The organism is Rhizobium sp. 18065 (genome assembly GCF_902706095.1).
GTDB lineage: Bacteria > Pseudomonadota > Alphaproteobacteria > Rhizobiales > Rhizobiaceae > Allorhizobium.
In genome coordinates this window covers 430,885-452,385 of sequence record NZ_CACSJP010000001.1, presented here as the reverse complement: position 1 = coordinate 452,385, position 21,501 = coordinate 430,885, and the positions used below count along the sequence as shown (strand labels likewise).

The following is a 21,501-nucleotide window of genomic DNA, read 5'->3' as shown; positions in this document are numbered from 1 at the left end:
TGTCATTTCAGTGGCCGGTCACAACGCGGCGACGACTTCCGTCGGCTCGTAATGATAGCTGCTCGAACAGAACTCGCAGGTGACGGTGATCTTGCCGTCCTCGGTGCTGGACTCGATCTCCTCGGCCGAGAAACCCTGAAGCACGCCCTTGATCTTGTCGCGCGAGCAGCTGCAGCGGTCGTAGACGGCCTGCGGGGCGTAGGCGCGAACGCCGCGCTCGTGGAACAGGCGAAACAGCAGACGCTCGATGCCGACCTGCGGGTCGGTGAGTTCATCAGCGTCGATCGTATCGACCAGCATGCGCGCTTCTTCCCAGGCGTCGTCATGCGAGACCTCGAAATCGCGTTCGTCGCCATCGCCCCCATGCAGATCCGGCAGGCGCATGCGGTCGGGCGCCTCCGGCAGGAACTGGGCGATCAGGCCGCCTGCCCGCCAGGTGCGGCGCGGCTTGCCGTTCTCGTCGCGGTCGAAGAGTTCGGCGGCACCGAGGCGCACGCGAGTCGGGATCTGTTCCGACTGGCGGAAATAGACGCCGGCGATATCCTCGAGCGACGAGCCGTCGAGCGGCACGATACCCTGATATGGCTGCATGAAGGCGCCCTGGTCGATGGTCAAGGCGAGCACGCCATTGCCGAGCAGCTGTTCCGGCGAGGTCCGACCCTCCGCCACCGCCTCGGCCAGCGCTTCCTCGTTGAAGCGGGCATAGGCGCGGACGCTTTCCGGCGTCGAGAAATCGGCAACCAGCAGATCGACCGGGCCATCGCCCTTGGTCTGGACAGTGAATTTGCCGTCGAATTTCAGCGAGGTGCCGATCAACACCGTCAGCACGATCGCTTCCGCCAGCAGGCGGGCGACGGGTTGCGGATAGGAATGGCGATCGAGGATGGTGTTGACCAGCGGGCCAACCTGAACGGCGCGACCGCGCACGTCGAGGCCTTCCACCTGGAAGGGCACAACACGATCATCACCGGCGAAACCGAATTCGCCGAGTTCGGCTTGTTTGTTCGACATGAATGTACTCCGTGCGCCGGCGGCGCGAAAAGCAGAGCCGCAAAAGCAGCCCCATGAGAAAGCGCTCAGATGGTATCGCCGCCGTCAAAGGTCAAGCGGGGCGGCAAGGCCCCGCATTCCTGGCCTTCAGATGGCGCCGAGGCACCAAGCGAGAATGGACTTTTGCGCATGCAGGCGGTTTTCCGCTTCGTCGAAGACGACCGACTGTGGACCATCGATGACCTCGTCCGTCACTTCCTCGCCGCGATGCGCGGGAAGGCAATGAAGGAACAGGGCCTCGCTATTGGCCTTCTTCATCAGCGCCGCATTGACCTGGAAGGGCTGGAAGACATTGTGGCCGCGCGCCTTGTGTTCCTGGTTCATCGAGATCCAGGTGTCCGTGATGACCGCATCAACACCTTCGACGGCGCGATCGGCATCATGGCACAGCATGATCTCGCCGCCATTGTTGCGAGCCCAGTTGAGGATCTTGTCATCCGGCTCGGAGCCGAGCGGCACGGCCATGTTCATCTTGTAGCCGAAACGGGCCGCACCTTCGACGAGCGAATGCAGCACATTGTTGCCGTCGCCGGTCCAGGCGAGCGTCTTGCCGGCGATCGGGCCGCGATGTTCCTCGATGGTCAGGATATCGGCCATGATCTGGCAGGGATGCGTCAGATCCGTCAGGGCGTTGATCACCGGGACTGTGGCATGTTCGGCCATTTCCAGCAGGCGGGAATGGTCGGTGGTGCGGATCATGATCGCATCGACATAACGCGAGAGGACCTTGGCGGTGTCGCCGATGGTCTCGGCACGGCCGAGCTGCATTTCGGTACCCGACAGGAACAGCGTCTCACCGCCGAGCTGGCGCATGCCGACATCGAAGGAAACGCGGGTGCGGGTGGACGGCTTCTCGAAGATCATCGCCAGCATCTTGCCGGCCAGCGGCTTGTCAGCCGTGCCGGCCTTGGTCGCCTGCTTGCGGCTGCGCGCATCGTCCATCATGGAGCGAAGATCCATGGAGGAGACGGCGGAGAGATCGAGGAAGTGCTTCGGAGATGCCATAAATGTCTACCTGTCCTGCGCGTTTCAAGCGATTGCTGCGGCCTTGTGACGAACCTGCTCTGCGGCAAGCTCTATGCGACGCAGGCCATCGCGCGCCTCTTCTGCCGTCGTCACGAGCGGCGGAAGAAGACGAATAACGTTGTCGCCTGCCGGCACGCCGAGAAGATGCTGGTCGCGCATGGCCATCAGCAGTTCGGTATTCGGACCCTTGGCCTTGATGCCGAGCATCAGGCCTTCACCGCGGATTTCCGCGATGACATCAGGGAAACGATCCTGCAGCGAGGCCAGCCCCTGGCGGAAGACGAGTGCTACATCGCGCACCTGATCGAGGAAACCATCGGCCAGCACGATATCGAGTACAGCGTTGCCGACGGCCATGGCGAGCGGATTGCCACCATAGGTCGAGCCATGGGTGCCGGCCTTCATGCCAATGGAGGCCTCTTCTGTGGCGAGGCAGGCGCCGAGCGGGAAGCCGCCGCCGATGCCCTTGGCCACAGCCATGATATCCGGCGTGATACCCGACCATTCATGGGCAAAGAACTTGCCGGTCCGGCCGACGCCGGACTGCACTTCATCAAGGATCAACAGCAGGTCATGCTCGTCGCAGATGGCGCGCAGTTCGCGCAGCATCTCGACGGGGATGGCGCGGATGCCGCCCTCTCCCTGAACCGGCTCGACAAGAATGGCCGCCGTCGCATCGGAGATGGTCGCCTTGACGGCGTCGATGTCACCGAACGGCACCTGATCGAAGCCCGGCGCCTTGGGGCCGAAACCTTCGAGATATTTTTCCTGGCCACCGGCAGCGATCGTCGCGATGGTGCGGCCGTGGAAGGCGCCCTCCATGGTGATGATGTGGAATTTTTCCGGATGGCCCTTGGTGAAATGATAGCGGCGCGCGGTCTTGATCGCGCATTCCAGCGCTTCGGCACCGGAATTGGTGAAGAAGACACGATCGGCAAATGTCGCCTCCGTCAGGCGCCGGCCAAGCGTTTCCTGGCCAGGCACGTCGTACAGGTTGGAGACATGCCAGAGCTTGTCCGCTTGCGCCTTCAGGGCTTCGACCAGATGCGGATGGGCGTGGCCCAGCGAGTTGACGGCGACGCCGGCTGCAAAATCGAGATAGCGGTCACCGCCCTCGGTGACGAGCCAGACGCCCTCGCCTCGCTCGAAACGCAGGGGCGCCCGATTGTAGGTCTGATAAAGCGGCGTCGCTTCGGCCATGGCGTTCGTCATCCTTGATTGGCGGCGTCCAGCAGCAGCAAAGACGCCTATTGGCAGGTCAAAAATTAAAAATGCCGCCTTGCGGCGGCGGAGGCACTATCCCCATTTAACCTTGCAATGTCAACGAAACTTACAGGAAAATGAGGGCCTGCAGGCGATTGAGGGGAGTACCGGACGTCGTGCCGTAATCGCTATTTGGGAGTGTTGCAGACTTGACTCACTCGGGAAGCAAGTTGGGGAAAACCACGAAATCGATTCGAGATGATTCCCCCGACTCTTGTCACAGAGTCACCCGACCAGTAGGTTAACATTCAATAAATCGAGCAATGCGGCGGAAATAGTCACCGACAGTAACGAGGCGGTTTTTTTGTTTCGAATTCATTCGAAGCAACGGTGAGGGATTCTGCCATCACACACGCGAGCGGCGGAGAAATACGGCATGAACTGGACTGATGAACGCGTCGAGAGACTAAAGCGCCTCTGGGCCGAAGGCCTGAGCGCAAGCCAGATCGCAGCGCAACTGGGCGGCGTCAGCCGCAATGCTGTTATCGGCAAGGTGCACCGGCTGAACCTGCCGGGTCGCGCCAAGGCAGGCGGCAGCACATCGGCGGCCCGCCCGGCCAAGCGTCCGGCACCGGCAGCACAGCGTCCGACCACGTTCCAGGGCCGCACCGCGACAACCACCCGCACGGTAACCCGTGCGGCCGGCGGCAACATGCTGAAGGAAGAGATCGAAGTCGATATTTTCGAGGAAGTCGAAGTGTCGCGCCCTTCGAATGTCGTGGTGCCGATTTCGCGTCGCCTGGCATTGACGGAACTGACCGAGCGCACCTGCAAGTGGCCGATCGGCGACCCGATGAAGGACGACTTCCACTTCTGCGGTTGCGAAATCAACGATGCGTCGCCGTATTGCGGCTACCATGCCAAGATGGCCTACCAGCCGGTGAGCGAACGCCGCAGGGCAGCCCGCTAAAGGCCGACGGCAAAGAGCAGATACAAAAAAACGGGCTTTTGGGCCCGTTTTTTTATTGCTTGTCAGACTGCAGGCGAAGCGCTCAGACTTCCATGGAGTAGCCTGCACCGCGGACGGTGCGGATGACATCCTGCATGTTGGAGAAGTTCAGTGCCTTGCGCAGGCGACCGACATGCACATCGACCGTGCGTTCGTCGACATAGATGTCATGGCCCCAGACGCCGTCCAGCAGTTGCGAGCGGGAAAAGACGCGACTGGGCGATGCCATCAGGAATTCAAGCAGGCGGAATTCCGTCGGGCCGAGACGCACTTCGCGGCTCTTGCGATGGACCCGGTGGGTCTCGCGATCCAGTTCGATATCGCCGCAGCGCAGCACGCTGGACAGAACCTCGGGCTTGGCACGACGCAACATGGCCTTGACGCGCGCCATCAGTTCGGGCGTCGAAAACGGCTTGACGACATAGTCGTCGGCGCCGGTCGCGAGCCCGCGAACACGTTCGCTTTCCTCACCCCTGGCCGTCAGCATGATGATCGGCAGACGCTCGGTTTCCGGGCGCACCCGCAGGCGACGGCAGAGCTCGATGCCGGAAACGCCCGGCAGCATCCAGTCCAGGATCAACAGATCCGGCACACGCTCCTGCAGGCGAAGCTCGGCTTCATCCCCACGCAGGATCGTCTCGACCTCGTAGCCTTCGGCTTCGAGATTGTAGCGGAGGAGGACGCTGAGCGCCTCCTCATCCTCTACGACAGCTATTTTCGGCAACATGAAAGGCAAAACCCCGTTAGTGACGGCTTACTCATTGATCGCGCCGACGGAGGACGTGAGGTCTTCCTTCGGACGCTCGCCCTCGGGCTGGGCACCGGTCGTCATGTAGTAGATCGTTTCGGCGATATTGGTTGCGTGGTCGCCGATGCGCTCGATGTTCTTGGCGCAGAAGAGCAGATGCGTGCAGCTGGTGATGTTGCGCGGATCTTCCATCATGTAGGTCAAAAGCTCGCGGAACAGCGAGGTATACATGGAGTCGATCTCTTCATCGCGATCGCGAATGGATTTCGCCTTTTCCGCCGAACGCGTGGTGTAGACGTCCAGTACTTCCTTGAGCTGGGCAAGGGCGAGATCAGACAGATGCTCGATGCCGCGGGCGAGCTTGCGCGGGATGCCCGAACTCTGGACCGCCATCACGCGCTTGCAATTGCTCTTGCCGAGGTCGCCGACACGCTCCAGATCGCTGGCGATGCGCAGGGCGCCGATGATTTCGCGAAGATCGGCTGCCATCGGCTGGCGGCGGGCGATCATGACGATCGCCTTGTCGCCGATTTCGCGCTCGGTCGCATCCATGACGACGTCGTCGGAGATGACCTTCTGGGCCAGCGCGCCATCGGTATTGACCAGAGCGCGGACGCTTTCAGCGACCATCTGCTCTGCCATGCCGCCCATTTCCGAGATACGGCGCATCAGGTATTTCAGTTCGTCGTCAAAGGCCGACAGAATATGGGTAGAAGACATGTTTTAGCATCCTGATAAGAGAAACGACTGCAAGGGCAACAGAGGATCAGCCGAAGCGACCCATGATGTAGTCCTGCGTGCGCTGATCGTCTGGATTGGTGAACATCTTGTCCGTATCGTTCTCTTCGACGAGATTGCCCAGATGGAACATGGCCGTACGCTGAGAGACGCGGGCAGCCTGCTGCATCGAATGCGTAACGATGACAATGGTGAAGTTCGTCCGCAATTCGTGGATAAGTTCCTCAACCTTGGCAGTCGCGATCGGGTCGAGCGCCGAACAGGGCTCATCCATCAGGATGACTTCGGGGCTGACTGCAACCGCGCGCGCAATGCACAGGCGTTGCTGCTGGCCGCCGGACAGGCCCGTGCCAGGGCTGTCGAGGCGATCCTTGACTTCGTTCCAGAGGCCCGCCTTCTGCAAGGCCGAAGTCACCAACTCGTCCAGATCCGCCTTGGACCGCGCCAAACCGTGGATACGGGGGCCGTAAGCGACGTTTTCATAGATAGACTTCGGGAACGGGTTAGGCTTCTGGAACACCATGCCGACCTTGGCGCGCAACTGTACCGGGTCGACCTTCGGATCATAGATGTTTTCTCCATCGATCGAGATATGCCCTTCAACACGGCAGCTCGCGATCGTGTCGTTCATGCGGTTGATGCAGCGCAGGAAGGTCGACTTGCCGCAACCGGACGGGCCGATGAAGGCCGTGACCGTGCGCGGGCGGATTTCGATATTCACATCGATGATGGCGTGCTTGTCGCCATAGTAGACCTGAACGTCGCGGGCGGAAATCTTGGTTTCGTTCATGGTGGAAGCCTTCGTCGGCGTCGTTGTTATGTTGCTCGTGGACATGTTGTTCATCTCTACGCTCCTTTTACCAACGACGCTCGAAGCGGCGGCGAAGAATGATTGCAATTAGGTTCATCATGATCAGAAATACCAGCAGCACGATGATCGCACCGGATGCACGCTCGACAAAGGCCGGGTCGCCGCGCTGGGTCCAGTTATAGACCTGAACAGGCAGGGCGGAGGCCGGGTTGAATAGACCTTCCGGAGGACCGGCGGGGAACTCGCGCACAAAGGCCACCATGCCGATAAGCAGCAGCGGTGCTGTTTCGCCCAGCGCGCGGGCAAGGCCGATGATCGTGCCGGTCAGGATGCCGGGCATTGCCAGAGGCAGAACATGGTGGAAGATGGACTGCATCTTGGAGGCACCAACGCCGAGGGCGGCGTCGCGGATCGACGGCGGCACGGCCTTGAAAGCGGCGCGGGTGGCGATGATGATCGTCGGCAGTGTCATCAGGGTCAGTACCAGACCGCCAACGATCGGAGCGGACTGGGGAAGACCGAAGAAATTGATCAGCACCGCGAGGCCGAGGATACCGAACACGATCGACGGCACCGCCGCAAGGTTCGCGATATTGACCTCGATAAGATCGGTAAAGTGGTTCTGAGGAGCGAATTCTTCGAGATAGATCGATGCCGCGACGCCTAGCGGAAGCGACAAGCAAACGACAATCAGCATCATGTAAATGGAGCCGATGATCGCGATACCCAGGCCAGCCGCCTCGGGCCGCGTATCGGAAGCATCCGGCGCGGTGAAGAAGGACCAGTTGAAGCGTGTCGTCAGGATGCCGGCTTCCTTCAGCTTGTCCGCCAGCATGAGTTGTTCGGGCGAGGTATTGCGATCGAGGGCGGCGCTTTCCATGGTCACCCGCCCCTTGTAGAAGCCGTCGATGCGGCCGGCTGCCAAAAAATCGAAGGAGTGCGTGCCGCCGATGACCGAAGGATCAGCCAGAACGAACCGGCGCAGATCGGCCGGGGCCTCTTTGGATATAAGTTCGGCCGCAGCCTTTGCGTTCATGGTATCGACGGCGATGCCCTTGGCCGCCATCACGTCACTGAGTGCCTTCTCGATCAGCGGCACATAAGCGAATGTCGAGGCTTTAGCGATGTTTTCCGGGTTCCGATCGCCAGCCTTGTCCAGGCGAGCGGGGTCCAGATACACATCCAGCGAAATATAGGTCTGGCGGAAGGCGGATGCGCCATTCGACAGGATCGATGCCAGCAGGCCGACCAGAGCCAGCATGCCAACGCATACGGCAATCTTGCCCATCAGGCGGAAACGAACCTCCGCAGCGTTGCGGCGGCGGGTACGGTCATCCGGGGCAAGAAGCGACTTGCCTTTCGGCGGTGCGGCGATGTTGCTGAACACGGAGATGTCGGTCATTCGTACTGCTCCCGGTATTTGCGCACGATATAGAGGGCCATTACGTTCAGCCCGAGCGTTATGACGAAGAGGGTCAAGCCGAGAGCAAAAGCCACCAGCGTTTCGGGACTCGAAAACTCCGTGTCGCCCGTCAACTGGCTGACGATTTTGACGGTGACGGTCGTCATGGCTTCGAATGGATTAAGATCGAGTTTGGCCGCGGCACCCGCACCCAGCACAACGATCATGGTTTCCCCGATCGCCCGGCTGGCCGCAAGCAGTACGGCACCCACGATACCCGGCAGCGCAGCAGGCAGAACGACCAGCTTGATGGTTTCCGACTGCGTGGCACCGAGGCCATAGGAACCGTCGCGCAGCGCCTGCGGAACGGCATTGATTATGTCATCAGACAGGGAGCTGACAAAGGGGATGATCATGACACCCATGACCAGACCGGCAGTCAGAACCGAGGACGAGGAGGTGCCGAGGCCGAGCGGTTCGGCAAACCAATCGCGCAGGAACGGGCCAACCGTGACCAGCGCGAACAGACCGTAGACGATCGTCGGGATGCCCGCCAGAACTTCGATGGCCGGCTTGACGATGCTGCGTGTCCTCGGACCAGCATATTCCGACAGGAAGACGGCAATCATCAGGCCGAGTGGAACAGCGACGATCAGTGAAATGACCGACACGTACATTGTTCCCCACAACAAGGGCAGAATGCCGAGATCAGAGCCGCCGCGGAACTGCGGATTCCAGACCGTGGAGAAGAAGAAATCCTGCCATGGATACATCTTGAAGAAGCTGATGGTCTCGAAGACCAGCGAGCCAACGATGCCGACGGTGGTCATAATGGCGACCAGCGACGACGCCATCAGCACCCATTTGACAAAACCTTCGGTGAGATTGCGTGCGCGCTGTTCCGGGCGGATGCTCCGATAGGCCAGCGGACCCATGATCAAGGCCAGGGCCAGGACCGCGACGGTCATGACCATATTGCTGGTTTCTGCGCTTTGCCTATAGGCCTTGGCGGCCTCGAACACTTCGATCGGCACGTCGCCGCCAAGGGCGACACCGACTTCGGCGAGGCGCGCGCGGATATTGTTGAAATCGATACGTCCGTCGTCGAGTTCATCCTCGCCGACGCCACCCTTTGCAATAACTGAATTCAAACCGCCGGCAATTCGGCGCACATCGGACATGACAAGGCTGTGCGCACCACCTTCTGGCACCACGCTTTCCGGGATCATGCCGCTGATGCGCCCCTCGATGAAGGTCGGCTGCACCGAAAGCCACAGAACCATCAGAAAGAAGGCCGGCACGGCCGTGAACAGCGCAACCATCTGGCCGTAATAGCCAGGAAGCGAGTGCAGCTTGGCGCTGCCGGGCGCCCAAAGAGACAAAGCGCGCTGCCTGCCGAAAACAAAGCCAAGCGCCGCAAGCCCCAGTATAACAAGGATAATGATGCCCACACTCATTTCGCCCACATCCCCTGAAAATCTCACATCGTCAAACAACAATGAAAACCGGCGGCGCAAGGATCGCGCCGCCGGATGTAGCCGAAATTACTTCTTCAGCGGACCCATCGGGGTGCGGTTCTTGACCATTTCCTGGGTCTTGGCAAGTTCCGGATCGGAAACCAGGCCATAGGCAGCCAGCGGGCCGTTCGGGCCGGCCATGTCGTCGGATACGAAGAACTCGACGTATTCCTGCAGGCCGGGGATCACATCAAGGTGTGCATTCTTGACGTAGAAGTATAGCGGACGCGAAACCGGATATTCGCCCTTGGCGATCGTCTCAACGGACGGCAGGACGCCGGCCATGGTGCCGACGCGCAGCTTGTCGGTGTTGTTCTGGTAGAACGACAGGCCGAAAACGCCGATGGCGTTCTTGTTGGCAGCAACACGAGCCAGCGTTTCGGTGTAGTCGCCGTCGATGTCGGTGGAGACGCCGTCTGTGCGGAGCGCCATGCAGGCCTTAGAGGCCTTGGACTTGTCATTCTCGGCAGCAGCAAGGTGAAGGTCATAGGCGCCGTCTTCCTTGCAGCCATCGACGATTACCTTCTCGTCGAACACTTCGCGGGTGCCGTGCTTGGTGCCGGGGATGAAGGCGAGGATCGGCTGGGCCGGCAGGTCGGCGCGGATTTCGTTCCATGCCTTGTACGGGTTGTCGATCAGCTTGCCGTCCTTCACAACCTTGGCAGCCAGGGCATTGTGCCAATCAGCCTGGGTGAAGGCGTATTCCGGGCCATTGATGTCGGAAGCGAAGACGATGCCGTCGTAACCGATGCGAACTTCCTGGATGTCCTTCACGCCATTGGCAGCGCAGAGGTCGATATCAGCCTGGCTGATGCGCGACGAGGAGTTTGCGATGTCGATGGTGTTCTCGCCCACGCCTTCGCAAAGCTTCTTGCGGCCAGCGCCCGAACCGCCGGATTCGACAACCGGTGTACCGAATTCTGTGTTTTCGCCAAAGGCTTCAGCAACGATCGAAGCATAAGGAAGGACGGTCGAGGAACCAGCGATCTGGACCTGATCGCGGGCAACGGCGGCGCCGGTGAAGGCAACAGAAGCAACAAGTGCTGCTGCGGCAATTTTCAAAACGTTCATAATGGATTCTCCCGTTGATGGGCTCGTATAAAGGTGCGGCCGCAAACCAAGTTCATTGCCACAACCGAACGGCGCCCTGTTCTTAGCCGGACTAACCTCATCCTTTTATGTCAGATCGATGAAACATTTGTGACAACTTAAGTCATTGAAACTTCATCGTTTACGACAGAGACCCCGTTGCCTTGCTGAGTTTTGTGTCAGAAGCGGACGGTAAAGTCCGTTCCCTTGCCCAATTCCGACTTCACGATCAACCGGGCGCGGTGGCGCGTCAGGATATGCTTGACGATCGCAAGCCCCAGGCCAGTGCCCTTTTTCGAGCGGCTGTCCTCGACGCTGACGCGGTAGAAGCGTTCGGTCAGGCGCGGAACATGCTCGGCCGGGATGCCCGGCCCATTGTCCCGGACGCTGACTTCGGTAGAGCCTCCGGGCTCGCGGCGAACCGTTACCTCGATGAACTGGCCATCCTGACCATATTTACAGGCATTCTCGATCAGGTTCTCGAACACCTGGACCAGTTCGTCCCGATCGCCGAGCACCTCGACCTTGCCGTCGGGCACCTGGAGCCGGATTTCCACATTCAGGTCGCTTGCCAGCGGCGCCAGCGAATCCCGGACATGGCCGAGCACCGGCACAAGGTCGACCATGCGATCGGGCGCGAGATGGGCCTTCAGTTCGAGCCGCGACAAAGACAGCAGGTCATCGACCAGACGGCTCATGCGATTGGCCTGGTCGAGCATGATCGACAGGAAACGTTCCTTCGCCTTTACGTCGTCTTTGGCCGGCCCCTGCATGGTCTCGATGAAGCCGCGCAGGGAGGCGAGCGGCGTGCGCAGCTCGTGGCTGGCATTGGCGACGAAATCGCTGCGCATCTGGTCGAGACGACGCAGATCGGAGATATCCTTGAAAGACAGGAGGAAGAACCGGGCATTGCCTGCGGTATCCATTCCTTCGTTATCCTCCAGCGCGAAATCCCGGGGCGCGAAATCCTGGAGCGGGATGGGGGCGATGCGCACCACATAGACGCGCTCGGACGGCAGCCGTTCGGAATGTTCGATCTGATTGGGTTCTCCAGTCGCGATAGTTTCGCGGACCATGTCGAGAATGCCCGGCGAGCGCCAGCGGGCGGAAATATGCGCGCCCACAGCCAAAGCACCGAAGGCCTTTTCCGCCGCCCGGTTCTGCGCCAGCAGGTCGGCCTCACGCCCCATGACAAAGATCGGCAAATCCAGAGCGTCGATCACGGCCGCAATCTGCGGAGACGGATCGGATGTCAGCGGCTCACCCTCGGACGAACCTGTGATCGCGACCCGGCCTTCGACCGGCGGAGAACGGCGCAGCAGGATGAGCGCAAAAAACACGATGAACAGTGCCGCGGCAAATCCGGGTTTTGCGCCGGCGCCGTAAGCCGAAATCGAAACCGCCAGCGCAGCGACGCTATACGGCCAGCCGGACAAAACATGCAGCATTGCGCGGCGCCAGCCGCCGGTATCATCGTCTTCAGTCACGCGCAGAACGCCTCGCCCATCATGTGTCACACCCTGATAGCCGCGATTCATGACAGAAGTTTCAGCGGCCCGCCATCGGCGCTTTCGATTTATCGTTGCGGCCGGAGCGCCGTCCCCCATCAGCAAAGGCTTGAAATCATGACCGCCATGCGCTCACTATGGAGAACAACTGCGCATGGACCGCAGGCAAGCCGGAGAGGAGCCCCATGGACACGCTGACAGAGAGCCGTGCAACCACATTGAAGATCGGCGGCGTGGAGCGGGTGTTCGACATCGACGCGGCAGAGCTGCCGAAGTGGATCGATGACCATGCCCTGCAATCCGGCGGCTTCCCCTATGACAAGAAGCTGGACCAGCAGACCTTCGACAAGGAGCTGGAACGGCTGCAGATCGAACTGGTCAAGGTGCAGTTCTGGATGCAGAAGACCGGCAAGCGGGTGATGGCGCTGTTCGAAGGGCGCGATGCGGCGGGAAAGGGCGGCGCCATTCATTCGACCCTCGCCTACATGAACCCGCGCTCTGCACGGGTGGTGGCGCTGACCAAGCCGACCGAGACGGAGCGCGGCCAATGGTATTTCCAGCGCTATGTCTACCACTTCCCGACAGCCGGCGAATCCATGCTGTTCGACCGCTCATGGTATAACCGCGCCGGCGTGGAACCGGTCATGGGCTTCTGCACGCCGGAGCAATACGAGGACTTCTTCAAGCAGGCGACCCGCTTCGAGAAACTGATCGTCCAGGAAGGCATAATCTTCTTCAAGTTCTGGCTGGATATCGGTCGGGAAATGCAGCTGAAGCGTTTCCATGACCGCCGTCATGATCCGCTGAAAGTGTGGAAACTGTCGCCGATGGATATCGCGGCCCTGAACAAGTGGGACGACTATACCGCCAAGCGGGACCGCATGCTGAAAGAGACGCATTCAGACCATGCGCCCTGGACGGTCGTGCATGCCAATGACAAGCGACGCGCGCGCCTGAACATCATACGCCACATGCTGCTGTCGATCGACTACGAGGGCAAGGACGAAGACAAGATCGGCAAGCTGGACAAGAAGATCATCGGCAAGGGGCCGGATTTCCTCAAATGAACGCGCCGGCCCACGGGGTCCCACATTGATCCGATGCTTCGACCCGCCAGAATCATTGGACGGGGCCGGATCATTGGCCGGGCAGAATGCGCACCGTATAGAGGTTGACGCCGCGACCGCCGCCCGACAGATCGGCATTGATGATCAGGCGCCCGGCGCTGGCGGGTGCCATTCCGCTGTCGAAACTCACCCGGAACAGGGCATCCAGCCGTTGCGGGTTGATGGTAAAGCGGTGGCGGGGACAAGCACCAAGGCGCGAAAAATCGCAGTCGACAGAAATCTGCACCGGCTTGTCATCGGCCGATTGCAGGGTGAGCGCGATCGTCGACGTGCGACCGGCCATTTCGCGCAACACGTCGGCCGGCACAGTGATTTCGATCGCGCCGTCGGCATCGCCGCTGCGCGAGCCGAGACGAACTGCCGTTCCGTCGCTGGCGGTCACGACATCAACCATGCCGTTGGCACGCGGACGGATGGCGGCAATCTGCTGTGGCTCGAATACATCGATCCAATCATCGGAAAACCCGCCGCGGCTGTCGAGCGCCTGTGGACCCTGCGGGATCTGCGGTGCGCTTTCGGTTCCGTTGAAATCCTCTTCTTCCGCGCGCGGCGGTGGATTGGGCACGCTGGTATCGCGCTCGGCATCGGTGAGCAGCAGATCGGAGGAATAGACCCACCAGGCCGCCGTTCCGGCACCCGTCAACAGGATGGCCAGAATGAACAGGCGCGAGAAAAAGCCGCGACGCCGGCGCGGCTTGCGCAGCGGCCCTTCGGACCGCATGTCCGGCATCGGTCCATCGGCATCAGAGGATTGATCGCGCTCGTCGCGAGGCGAGGCATGCAGGTCCTCATCAAAGACCGGATCACGGTCGACAATGCGGCCGGTAGAGCCGGCATTCGAGTTCGGGGCCGGGTTCGGGCTCGGGGCTGCGGCAAATGCGGGCTCTGCGCGGGGACCGTGCGCCGATGCAGGGGTTTCGGCCGAGGTTTGCATCTGCGTCGAAACGGACGGTGCCGCGTCGCGTGCCTGTGCCTGAGCCTGAGTCTGTGACGGGGTCAGCGCCCTATCGGGCGGCGCGACAGTCATGTCGAGGCGCGCACGCTCCTCAAGTTCGACCTCATGGATCAGCGTTTCGAGCTTACGCCGCTGGTAGTTGACGGTCTCGACATCATTGATGTTCTGCTTGCGCAAGCCGCTTTCCAGGGCCTGGCGTGCAGACTGGTAGATGCGCGCGCGCGTCTCGGCGTTAGATCGATCCGAACGCTCAAGCGCGTTCCTGATGGCTGTCTCCAATCCGTTCACTGGCCGCCATACTCCTCTGGGGTCGCCCCTGCACATCGTCAAACTGGTAACGATTCGGTAACCGCTGACTTTTTTATCTGCAAGCCCAGAAAGCCGAACTGGGCAACAATAAACACAGGAATGCGACCGATGCGAGACTTTCCGGTCTCCCTCCCGGTGATCCGGCCGGCATCCGGGTGCACCTCAAGACCCAAAACGGCATGGCTGCCGGATGCGGCGACGATCATACCGATCCTGCCTTCCCTCGACACCGGGCTTCTGATAATCAATTGACGTTTTCGTAAACGTAACTTCATGGGAGGTGAAGTGATGGCACTGCCGTCGATCCTGAAAGACAACCTGAGGCTGCCCGTCGTCGCCTCGCCGCTGTTCATCATATCAAACCCCCAGTTGACGCTTGCCCAGTGCAAGGCCGGCATTGTCGGCGCCTTTCCGGCGCTCAATGCGCGCCCCGAGGCGCAGCTCGACGAATGGCTGGCCGAAATCACCGAAGAGCTGGCCGCCCATGACGCGAAAAACCCTGACCGCAAGGCAGCCCCGTTTGCGGTGAACCAGATCGTGCACACGTCGAACAAGCGGCTCGAGCATGATCTGATGATGTGCGTCAAATACAAGGTGCCGATCGTCATTTCCTCGCTCGGCGCCGTTCCGGAGGTGAATGCCGCCGTGCATAGCTACGGCGGCATCGTGCTGCATGACGTGATCAACAACCGGCATGCGAATTCGGCGATCCGCAAGGGTGCCGACGGGCTGATTGCGGTCGCCACCGGCGCTGGCGGCCATGCGGGCACGCTGTCGCCGTTTGCGCTGGTTCAGGAAATCCGCGAATGGTTCGACGGTCCGCTGCTGCTTGCCGGGGCAATCGCCAATGGCGGCGCGGTGCTGGCAGCCCAGGCAATGGGGGCCGACATGGCCTATATCGGCTCGCCGTTCATCGCGACCGATGAAGCCCGCGCCTCCGACGCCTACAAGCAGGCGATCGTCGATGCCAAAGCCAATGACATTGTCTATTCCAACTATTTCACCGGCATTCACGGCAATTACCTCAAGCCCTCCATTGCCGCTGCCGGCCTTGATCCCGACAATCTGCCGGAAGCCGACCCCTCGAAGATGGACTTCGACAAGGCGACCACCGGTGCCAAGGCCTGGAAGGATATCTGGGGCTGCGGCCAGGGGATCGGCGCGGTCAAGGCGATCGAGCCAGTGGCCATGGTCGTCGATCGGCTGGAACGCGAATATTTAGACGCAAAAAAGGCGATTTGCGGCTGAGACAAGCACTGCTGGCGTTTCTCCCGCAAACCCTTGCGGGAGGAATTTCATGTAGTTGCGCCGACGCGACCATAGACTTGTGACATCGAAGGACTGCGACAGCGGCGATCTCGGCGGACCGCAGAACCGGCCGGCGCAAGGGTGGCTGACGTGAGCCGTGGGTATGCGAACATCGACACGCTCTACGCCTTTGCCTTCGCCCTTTTAGGGCCTTTTTTTGCGCCGCTGACAGAAATCCGGCTTGAAATCATGGGGCAATGCCTGTATCAGCCGCATCACCAAACGCGGACGGGCCTTGCCTCTTCGCCGCGTGCCGCTTTAGCTCAGGTGGTAGAGCACATCATTCGTAATGATGGGGTCGCAGGTTCGAGTCCTGCAAGCGGCACCATTTTTCAAAAATCCGGTACATGCAAAGATGCACGCTGACTTAAAAGTTCTGGCCGTGCGCTGAATTTTGTGTCAGTGGACGCCGCGAGCGCGAGTGCCGTAATTCTAGTACGGGCTCGGGTGGGTTGATTGACGTCTCTCCCGCTGCAGCGAGATTACGCTGCCGTTCATTACTCCCGACATCTCCGTCCTTGGCCACCCGAGACCAGACGTAAAAAAGGCCCCGCGAACGGAGCCTTTTCCAGTTGATCTGATCGCGCGGATTACATCCAGTATGGCGGGACGCCGTAGTAGTCATAGACCGAGCGGCCGTTGTTCTTGTACCAGTCGCTATCGTCATCCCGGTAACGCGGCGCGCCTTCGACCTGCTCCTTGGTCATGTCCAGACGATAGCCGTCGAGTTCCTCGTCGTAGCGCAGCTTTTCCCACGGCAGCGGATAATAATCGTCACCGATACCCCAGAAGCCGCCGAAGCTAAGCACGGCATAGGCGACGCGACCACCACGTTTCTCGAGGATGATGCGCTGGATCGAACCGATGCGTTTGCCATCGGCGCCATAGACCGCGGTGCCTTCGACCTTGTCGCTGGCGATCAGCGTCGGGGTATCCTTCACATAAGGGTCGCGACCCTGGGTGGACTGATTCTGATGCAACATCGGGTTACCTCCATTGTTGTTGTCGATGGATAGAGAACGGCGTGCTGCCCGTATGGTTCCCCTTTGAGCGGTGCTCGGAACCGTATGCGGGAGAATTATTGACGTTTACGTCAAGGTTATATAAGTTCGCGGGGCTTGCACTGATCCGGCGAAAGCATAAGCTTTACGAGCCCTGAGGAGGAGTTCGTGCCGGGACAGGCGCGCAGGCAAAAATGACATTCGGGAGGAATACATGTCGGAAACCTTGAGCCGCCACAGCGGTCGCGCCGCCGAGAAAATCTGGCTCGGCTCCTATCCGTCCTCGGTGCCCGCAGACATTGCCCCGCATGCCCATCCCTCGCTCGGCGCGCTTTTCGAAGCGAGCTGCGCCAAATACAGCGACCGGCTGGCATTTTCGAGCATGGGTCGCGGTATGACGTTTCGCGAACTCGAGGCACAGTCGCGCAAGGTCGGCGCGTGGCTGCAGTCCAAGGGGCTGCAGAAGGGCGACCGCGTTGCCGTGATGACGCCTAACATCCTGCAGAACCCGGTAATGGTCTATGGAATCCTGCGCGCGGGCATGATCGTGGTGAACGTCAACCCGCTCTATACGCCGCGCGAGCTGGAACACCAGTTGAAGGACAGCGGCGCCAAGGCAATCCTGGTGCTGGAAAACTTCGCCCATACGGTCGAGCAGGTCCTAGTGCGCACGAATGTCAAGCACGTGATCGTCTGCGCCATGGGCGACATGCTGGGCCTGAAGGGTCACATCGTCAACCTCGTCGTGCGCAAGGTGAAAAAGCTGGTGCCGGCGTGGTCGATCCCCGGCCATACGGGCTTCAAGGCGATGCTGGCCGAAGGTGCTGGCCAGACACTGAAGCCGGTCGAGGTGAGTTCCAGCGACGTCGCCTTCCTGCAATATACCGGCGGCACGACCGGTGTCTCCAAGGGCGCGACGCTGACCCATGCCAATCTTCTGGCAAACAAGCAGCAGATCGCGCTGTGGCTGGAAGCAGCCTTTGCCGACAAGGGCCGTCCGGACGTGCTGAATTTCGTCTGCGCGCTGCCGCTTTATCACATCTTCGCGCTGACGGTGAATTCACTGATGGGCGTGGCACTGGGCGGGCACAACCTGCTGATCGCCAATCCGCGCGACATTCCCGGCTTCGTCAAGGAATTGCAGGGTTTCAAGGCGCATGTGTTTCCCGGGCTCAACACGCTGTTCAACGCGATGATGAACAATCCGGACTTCAAGAACCTCGACTTCTCATCGCTGATGCTGGTTCTGGGTGGCGGCATGGCCGTGCAGCGGCCGGTGGCCGAACGCTGGCTGCAAATGACCGGGCGTCCGATCACCGAGGGCTACGGCCTTTCGGAAACCTCGCCGGTGGCGACGGTCAACCGGCTCGACAACAACGAGTTCTCCGGCATGATCGGCCTGCCTTTGCCGTCGACGGATATCGAGATCCGCGACGAGGACGGCCAGACATTGCCGATCGGCGAGGTTGGCGAAATCTGCATCCGCGGACCGCAGGTGATGGCCGGCTATTGGCAGCGCCCGGAAGAGACCGCCAAGGTGATGACCGAGGATGGCTTCTTCCGCTCCGGCGACATGGGCTACATGGACGAGCGCGGCTACTCGAAGATCGTCGACCGGAAGAAGGACATGATCCTGGTGTCCGGCTTCAACGTCTATCCGAACGAGATCGAGGAAGTGGCGGCCATGCATGCGGGCGTGCTCGAATGCGCCGCCGTCGGCGTGGCGGACGAACATTCGGGCGAGGCGGTGAAGCTCTTCGTGGTGAAAAAGGATCCGGCGCTGACGATCGACGAACTCAAGGCCCATTGCGCCGCGAACCTGACCAACTACAAGCGGCCGCGTTTCATCGAATTCCGCACCGAGCTGCCGAAGACCAATGTCGGCAAGATCCTCAGGCGTGAATTGCGCGATCAAAAATAAATCGATTGAAATCCGACGGGGTCAGGCTCTTCACCGACTTGATCCCGCCGTATGCTCCGCATAATGTCCCGCCATCGTTTTCGAAACGGGGACCCGCCCATGCAAGCCATCATCGATCAGCTGACCAGCACTGTCGCGGCCACACATGCCGACGATCTCAGGGCGGCCTTTGCCGCCGACGGCACACGCTTCAGCCGCTTCAGCGCCGCAACAGGCGACCTGCTGATGGACTATTCCAAATGCGCGGTAAATGACGAGGTGATAGTGCTGCTCGAGCAGCTGTGCACGGATGGCGGCGTTGCAGCCAAGCGCGAGGCGATGTTCTCCGGCGAAGCGATCAACTTCACCGAAGGTCGCGCGGTCCTGCACACGGCGCTGCGCAACCGCTCGAACCGCCCGGTGCTGGTCGATGGCCGGGACGTGATGCCTGACGTCAACGGCGTGCTGGAGGCCATGGGCCGGTTTGCCGAGGGTGTTCGCTCGGGCAGCATCAAGGGCGCGACCGGCAAGGCGATCACGGACGTGGTCAATATCGGCATCGGCGGCTCGGATCTCGGCCCGGTGATGGCGACGCTGGCGCTTTCGCCGTTCCATGACGGCCCCAAACTGCATTTCGTTTCCAATATCGACGGCGCGCATATCGCCGACACGCTGAAGCAGCTTTCGGCGGAAACGACCCTGTTCATCGTCGCCTCCAAGACCTTCACCACGATCGAGACCATGACCAATGCGCAGACGGCGCGCGCCTTCATCGCCGACGCGCTCGGCGAGGCATCGGTCGGGCATCACTTTGCCGCCGTCTCGACGGCACTCGACAAGGTCGCCGCGTTCGGCATCGATCCGACCCGTGTCTTCGGCTTCTGGGACTGGGTCGGCGGGCGCTATTCGATCTGGTCGGCGATCGGCCTGCCGCTGATGATCGCCATCGGGTCTGAGAATTTCGGCCGCTTCCTCGACGGCGCCCATGCCATGGACGAGCATTTCCGCGAAGCCCCCTTCCGGGAAAACCTGCCGATGCTGCTTGGCGCACTCGGCGTCTTCCATCGCAACGTGCTGGGCTACCAGACCCGCGCTATCCTGCCCTATGACCAGCGGCTGTCGCGCTTTCCGGCTTACCTGCAGCAGCTCGACATGGAATCAAACGGCAAGAGCGTGACGATCGACGGCAAACCGGTTTCAGGCGCGTCCGGTCCCGTCGTCTGGGGTGAACCCGGCACCAATGGCCAGCACGCCTTCTACCAGCTCATCCATCAGGGTACGAGCGTGATCCCGGCCGAGTTCATGATCGCCGCCAACGGTTTCGAGCCGGAACTGCGCCACCAGCACGAGCTGCTGATCGCCAATTGCCTGGCGCAATCGGAAGCGCTGATGAAGGGCCGGACGCTGGCCGAGGCGAAGGGTCAGCTCACCGCCAAGGGCGTTTCGGACGCGGATGCCGACTTCCTCGCGCCGCACCGGGTGTTTTCCGGCAACCGGCCGTCGATCACCTTCGTCTATGACCAGCTGACGCCATTTGCACTTGGCCGGCTGATCGCGCTCTACGAACACCGCGTCTTCGTCGAGGGCGTGCTGTTCCGGATCAACTCCTTCGACCAATGGGGCGTGGAGCTTGGCAAAGAACTGGCGACAGGGTTGTTGCCGGTCGTGCAGGGCAAGGTGGCTGCGACGGGGCATGACAGTTCGACGGAAGGGCTGGTCGGAGTGCTGATCGCCAAGAAAGGCTGAACACGCGCCGTGATCACATAAAAAAACGGCCGGGAAACCGGCCGTTCTTCTTTTCTGCAATCGGCTTCCCTCAGAACCCGATCTCGGCTGCCGTCGGCGGATTGGCCCCTGCCCGCGATACTGTTACCGCCGCCGCCTTCGCGCCAACCGTCAACGCCTCGCGCACCGCCTCTTCAGACAGCGTCGCGACCTTCTCTTTGGTCAGCAGGTCCTGACGCTTCAGCGAGGCGAGGATGCCGGCATCAAACGTGTCGCCGGCGCCGACGGTGTCGACCACCTCGACCTTGTTGGACGGGACCGAGACCTTGAAGTTCGCGGTGTAGCCGGTGGCACCTTCCGCGCCCTTGGTGAGAACGACGAGCTTGGCGCCGCGCGTCAGCCAGTAGGCGGCGCGTTCGTCCTGGGTGCCTGATAGCTCGAACCAGTCGAGGTCCTCGTCGGAGAATTTCAGGATATCGGACATGTCGGCCATGCGCGCGATGCGAGCCTGGTGGGCGGCCTTGTCCTTGATGAAGCCGGGGCGGATGTTCGGGTCGAGCGAGATCACGCGGGTCTTGTGCTCTCGGGCCATCAGCGCCTCATAGGTCGAGCCACAGGGTTCGGGGATAAGGCTGATAGCACCGAAATGCAGTGCCTCGCAGCTGTCGTCGAGCGTCGGCAGGTCGGCCTCGGTGATCATGCGACCAGCGGTGTTTTCATCGTAGAAGGCATAGGATGCCTGGCCGTTGGTGAGCTTGACCAGCGCGATGGTGCAGGGGCGCGACAGCGTGGCGCAATAGCTGAAATCGACGCCGGAGGATTTCAGCGTGTCGCGCAGGATGTCGCCGAGCATGTCATCGGACAGGCCGGTGAAGAAGCCGGTGTCGATGCCGAGACGCCCCAGCGCAATCGCCGTGTTGAAGATCGCGCCGCCGGCATAGGGCGAGAAGGCCCGCTCGCCGAGCGTGGTTTCGCGTGGCAACATGTCGATCAGCGCTTCGCCGCAACACAGGATCATCTCGACCTCCCGATAGATGTTTCAATCGATTTAAACGAAATGGTTTGGTTTTTCCAG

The 21,501-nt window shown here is 60.9% G+C and carries 19 protein-coding genes and 1 tRNA gene; 6 read left to right on the top strand and 14 right to left on the bottom strand.

From position 1 onward, the window contains the following. Nucleotides 1-18: 18 nt before the first annotated feature. From GVK95_RS02205 to GVK95_RS02195, 3 genes are all read right to left on the bottom strand, one after another. A complete protein-coding gene (locus tag GVK95_RS02205; protein WP_159946223.1) occupies nucleotides 19-1,011 on the bottom strand; it encodes an Hsp33 family molecular chaperone in 993 nt (330 codons plus the stop codon). A gap of 126 nt (nucleotides 1,012-1,137) precedes the next feature. Further along, the gene (gene argF / locus GVK95_RS02200) at nucleotides 1,138-2,055 is read right to left on the bottom strand and encodes an ornithine carbamoyltransferase (RefSeq protein ID WP_159946222.1); all 918 of its coding nucleotides are present in this window, start codon (nucleotides 2,053-2,055) and stop codon (nucleotides 1,138-1,140) included. A 24-nt stretch (nucleotides 2,056-2,079) separates the two neighbouring features. Next, nucleotides 2,080-3,276: an aspartate aminotransferase family protein gene (locus tag GVK95_RS02195; protein WP_159946221.1), complete on the bottom strand. Its 1,197-nt coding sequence runs from the start codon at nucleotides 3,274-3,276 to the stop codon at nucleotides 2,080-2,082. A 439-nt stretch (nucleotides 3,277-3,715) separates the two neighbouring features. Here GVK95_RS02195 and GVK95_RS02190 point away from each other — a divergent pair, with 439 nt between their 5' ends. After that, nucleotides 3,716-4,249, top strand: a complete 534-nt coding sequence (locus tag GVK95_RS02190) for a GcrA family cell cycle regulator (RefSeq protein WP_159946220.1) — start codon at nucleotides 3,716-3,718, stop codon at nucleotides 4,247-4,249. Between the two features lie 82 nt (nucleotides 4,250-4,331). Here GVK95_RS02190 and phoB read toward each other — a convergent pair whose 3' ends face one another. The 7 genes from phoB to phoR all read right to left on the bottom strand — a co-directional run bounded on the left by phoB (nucleotide 4,332) and on the right by phoR (nucleotide 12,041). Continuing rightward, nucleotides 4,332-5,015, bottom strand: coding sequence for a phosphate regulon transcriptional regulator PhoB (phoB, locus tag GVK95_RS02185; protein ID WP_007607803.1), 684 nt, complete (start codon nucleotides 5,013-5,015; stop codon nucleotides 4,332-4,334). A gap of 27 nt (nucleotides 5,016-5,042) precedes the next feature. Beyond that, nucleotides 5,043-5,756: a phosphate signaling complex protein PhoU gene (gene phoU / locus GVK95_RS02180; RefSeq protein ID WP_159946219.1), complete on the bottom strand. Its 714-nt coding sequence runs from the start codon at nucleotides 5,754-5,756 to the stop codon at nucleotides 5,043-5,045. 46 nt (nucleotides 5,757-5,802) lie between these two features. After that, the gene (pstB, locus tag GVK95_RS02175; protein WP_230173245.1) at nucleotides 5,803-6,564 is read right to left on the bottom strand and encodes a phosphate ABC transporter ATP-binding protein PstB; all 762 of its coding nucleotides are present in this window, start codon (nucleotides 6,562-6,564) and stop codon (nucleotides 5,803-5,805) included. Nucleotides 6,565-6,631: 67 nt separating this feature from the next. Further along, nucleotides 6,632-7,987, bottom strand: coding sequence for a phosphate ABC transporter permease PstA (gene pstA, locus GVK95_RS02170; RefSeq protein ID WP_159946218.1), 1,356 nt, complete (start codon nucleotides 7,985-7,987; stop codon nucleotides 6,632-6,634). After that, nucleotides 7,984-9,444 carry a phosphate ABC transporter permease subunit PstC gene (pstC, locus tag GVK95_RS02165; RefSeq protein WP_159946217.1) on the bottom strand — a complete coding sequence of 487 codons (1,461 nt, stop codon included), beginning with the start codon at nucleotides 9,442-9,444 and terminating at the stop codon, nucleotides 7,984-7,986. The genes pstA and pstC overlap by 4 nt, the downstream gene beginning before the upstream one ends. Before the next feature lie 87 nt (nucleotides 9,445-9,531). Further along, a complete protein-coding gene (locus GVK95_RS02160; RefSeq protein WP_159946216.1) occupies nucleotides 9,532-10,575 on the bottom strand; it encodes a substrate-binding domain-containing protein in 1,044 nt (347 codons plus the stop codon). Between the two features lie 197 nt (nucleotides 10,576-10,772). Then, a complete protein-coding gene (gene phoR / locus GVK95_RS02155) occupies nucleotides 10,773-12,041 on the bottom strand; it encodes a phosphate regulon sensor histidine kinase PhoR (RefSeq protein WP_159947436.1) in 1,269 nt (422 codons plus the stop codon). Between the two features lie 245 nt (nucleotides 12,042-12,286). Between phoR and ppk2 the strand changes: the two genes are divergently transcribed. Next, a complete protein-coding gene (gene ppk2, locus GVK95_RS02150; protein ID WP_159946215.1) occupies nucleotides 12,287-13,168 on the top strand; it encodes a polyphosphate kinase 2 in 882 nt (293 codons plus the stop codon). Between the two features lie 70 nt (nucleotides 13,169-13,238). On the opposite strand, the gene GVK95_RS02145 is transcribed toward ppk2, so the two are convergent. Both GVK95_RS02145 and GVK95_RS02140 read right to left on the bottom strand, forming a co-directional pair. Further along, nucleotides 13,239-14,471, bottom strand: a complete 1,233-nt coding sequence (locus GVK95_RS02145) for a hypothetical protein (protein WP_159946214.1) — start codon at nucleotides 14,469-14,471, stop codon at nucleotides 13,239-13,241. Between the two features lie 38 nt (nucleotides 14,472-14,509). Further along, nucleotides 14,510-14,698: a hypothetical protein gene (locus tag GVK95_RS02140; protein ID WP_159946213.1), complete on the bottom strand. Its 189-nt coding sequence runs from the start codon at nucleotides 14,696-14,698 to the stop codon at nucleotides 14,510-14,512. A gap of 82 nt (nucleotides 14,699-14,780) precedes the next feature. On the opposite strand from GVK95_RS02140, the gene GVK95_RS02135 reads away from it, so the two are divergent. Both GVK95_RS02135 and GVK95_RS02130 read left to right on the top strand, forming a co-directional pair. Continuing rightward, the gene (locus GVK95_RS02135; protein WP_159946212.1) at nucleotides 14,781-15,740 is read left to right on the top strand and encodes a nitronate monooxygenase family protein; all 960 of its coding nucleotides are present in this window, start codon (nucleotides 14,781-14,783) and stop codon (nucleotides 15,738-15,740) included. Between the two features lie 312 nt (nucleotides 15,741-16,052). After that, nucleotides 16,053-16,128 (top strand) — tRNA-Thr (locus GVK95_RS02130). A gap of 262 nt (nucleotides 16,129-16,390) precedes the next feature. On the opposite strand, the gene GVK95_RS02125 is transcribed toward GVK95_RS02130, so the two are convergent. After that, on the bottom strand, nucleotides 16,391-16,783 hold the full coding sequence (locus GVK95_RS02125; protein WP_159946211.1) for a PRC-barrel domain-containing protein: 393 nt from the start codon (nucleotides 16,781-16,783) through the stop codon (nucleotides 16,391-16,393). 232 nt (nucleotides 16,784-17,015) lie between these two features. Here GVK95_RS02125 and GVK95_RS02120 point away from each other — a divergent pair, with 232 nt between their 5' ends. Together GVK95_RS02120 and pgi are read left to right on the top strand one after the other, a co-directional pair. After that, nucleotides 17,016-18,722: a long-chain fatty acid--CoA ligase gene (locus GVK95_RS02120; RefSeq protein WP_159946210.1), complete on the top strand. Its 1,707-nt coding sequence runs from the start codon at nucleotides 17,016-17,018 to the stop codon at nucleotides 18,720-18,722. 99 nt (nucleotides 18,723-18,821) lie between these two features. Further along, nucleotides 18,822-20,447 carry a glucose-6-phosphate isomerase gene (gene pgi, locus GVK95_RS02115; protein ID WP_159946209.1) on the top strand — a complete coding sequence of 542 codons (1,626 nt, stop codon included), beginning with the start codon at nucleotides 18,822-18,824 and terminating at the stop codon, nucleotides 20,445-20,447. Between the two features lie 70 nt (nucleotides 20,448-20,517). Here the strand turns inward: pgi and GVK95_RS02110 are convergent, their stop codons facing one another. Next, nucleotides 20,518-21,444, bottom strand: coding sequence for a carbohydrate kinase (locus tag GVK95_RS02110; protein WP_159946208.1), 927 nt, complete (start codon nucleotides 21,442-21,444; stop codon nucleotides 20,518-20,520). Nucleotides 21,445-21,501: the final 57 nt, after the last annotated feature.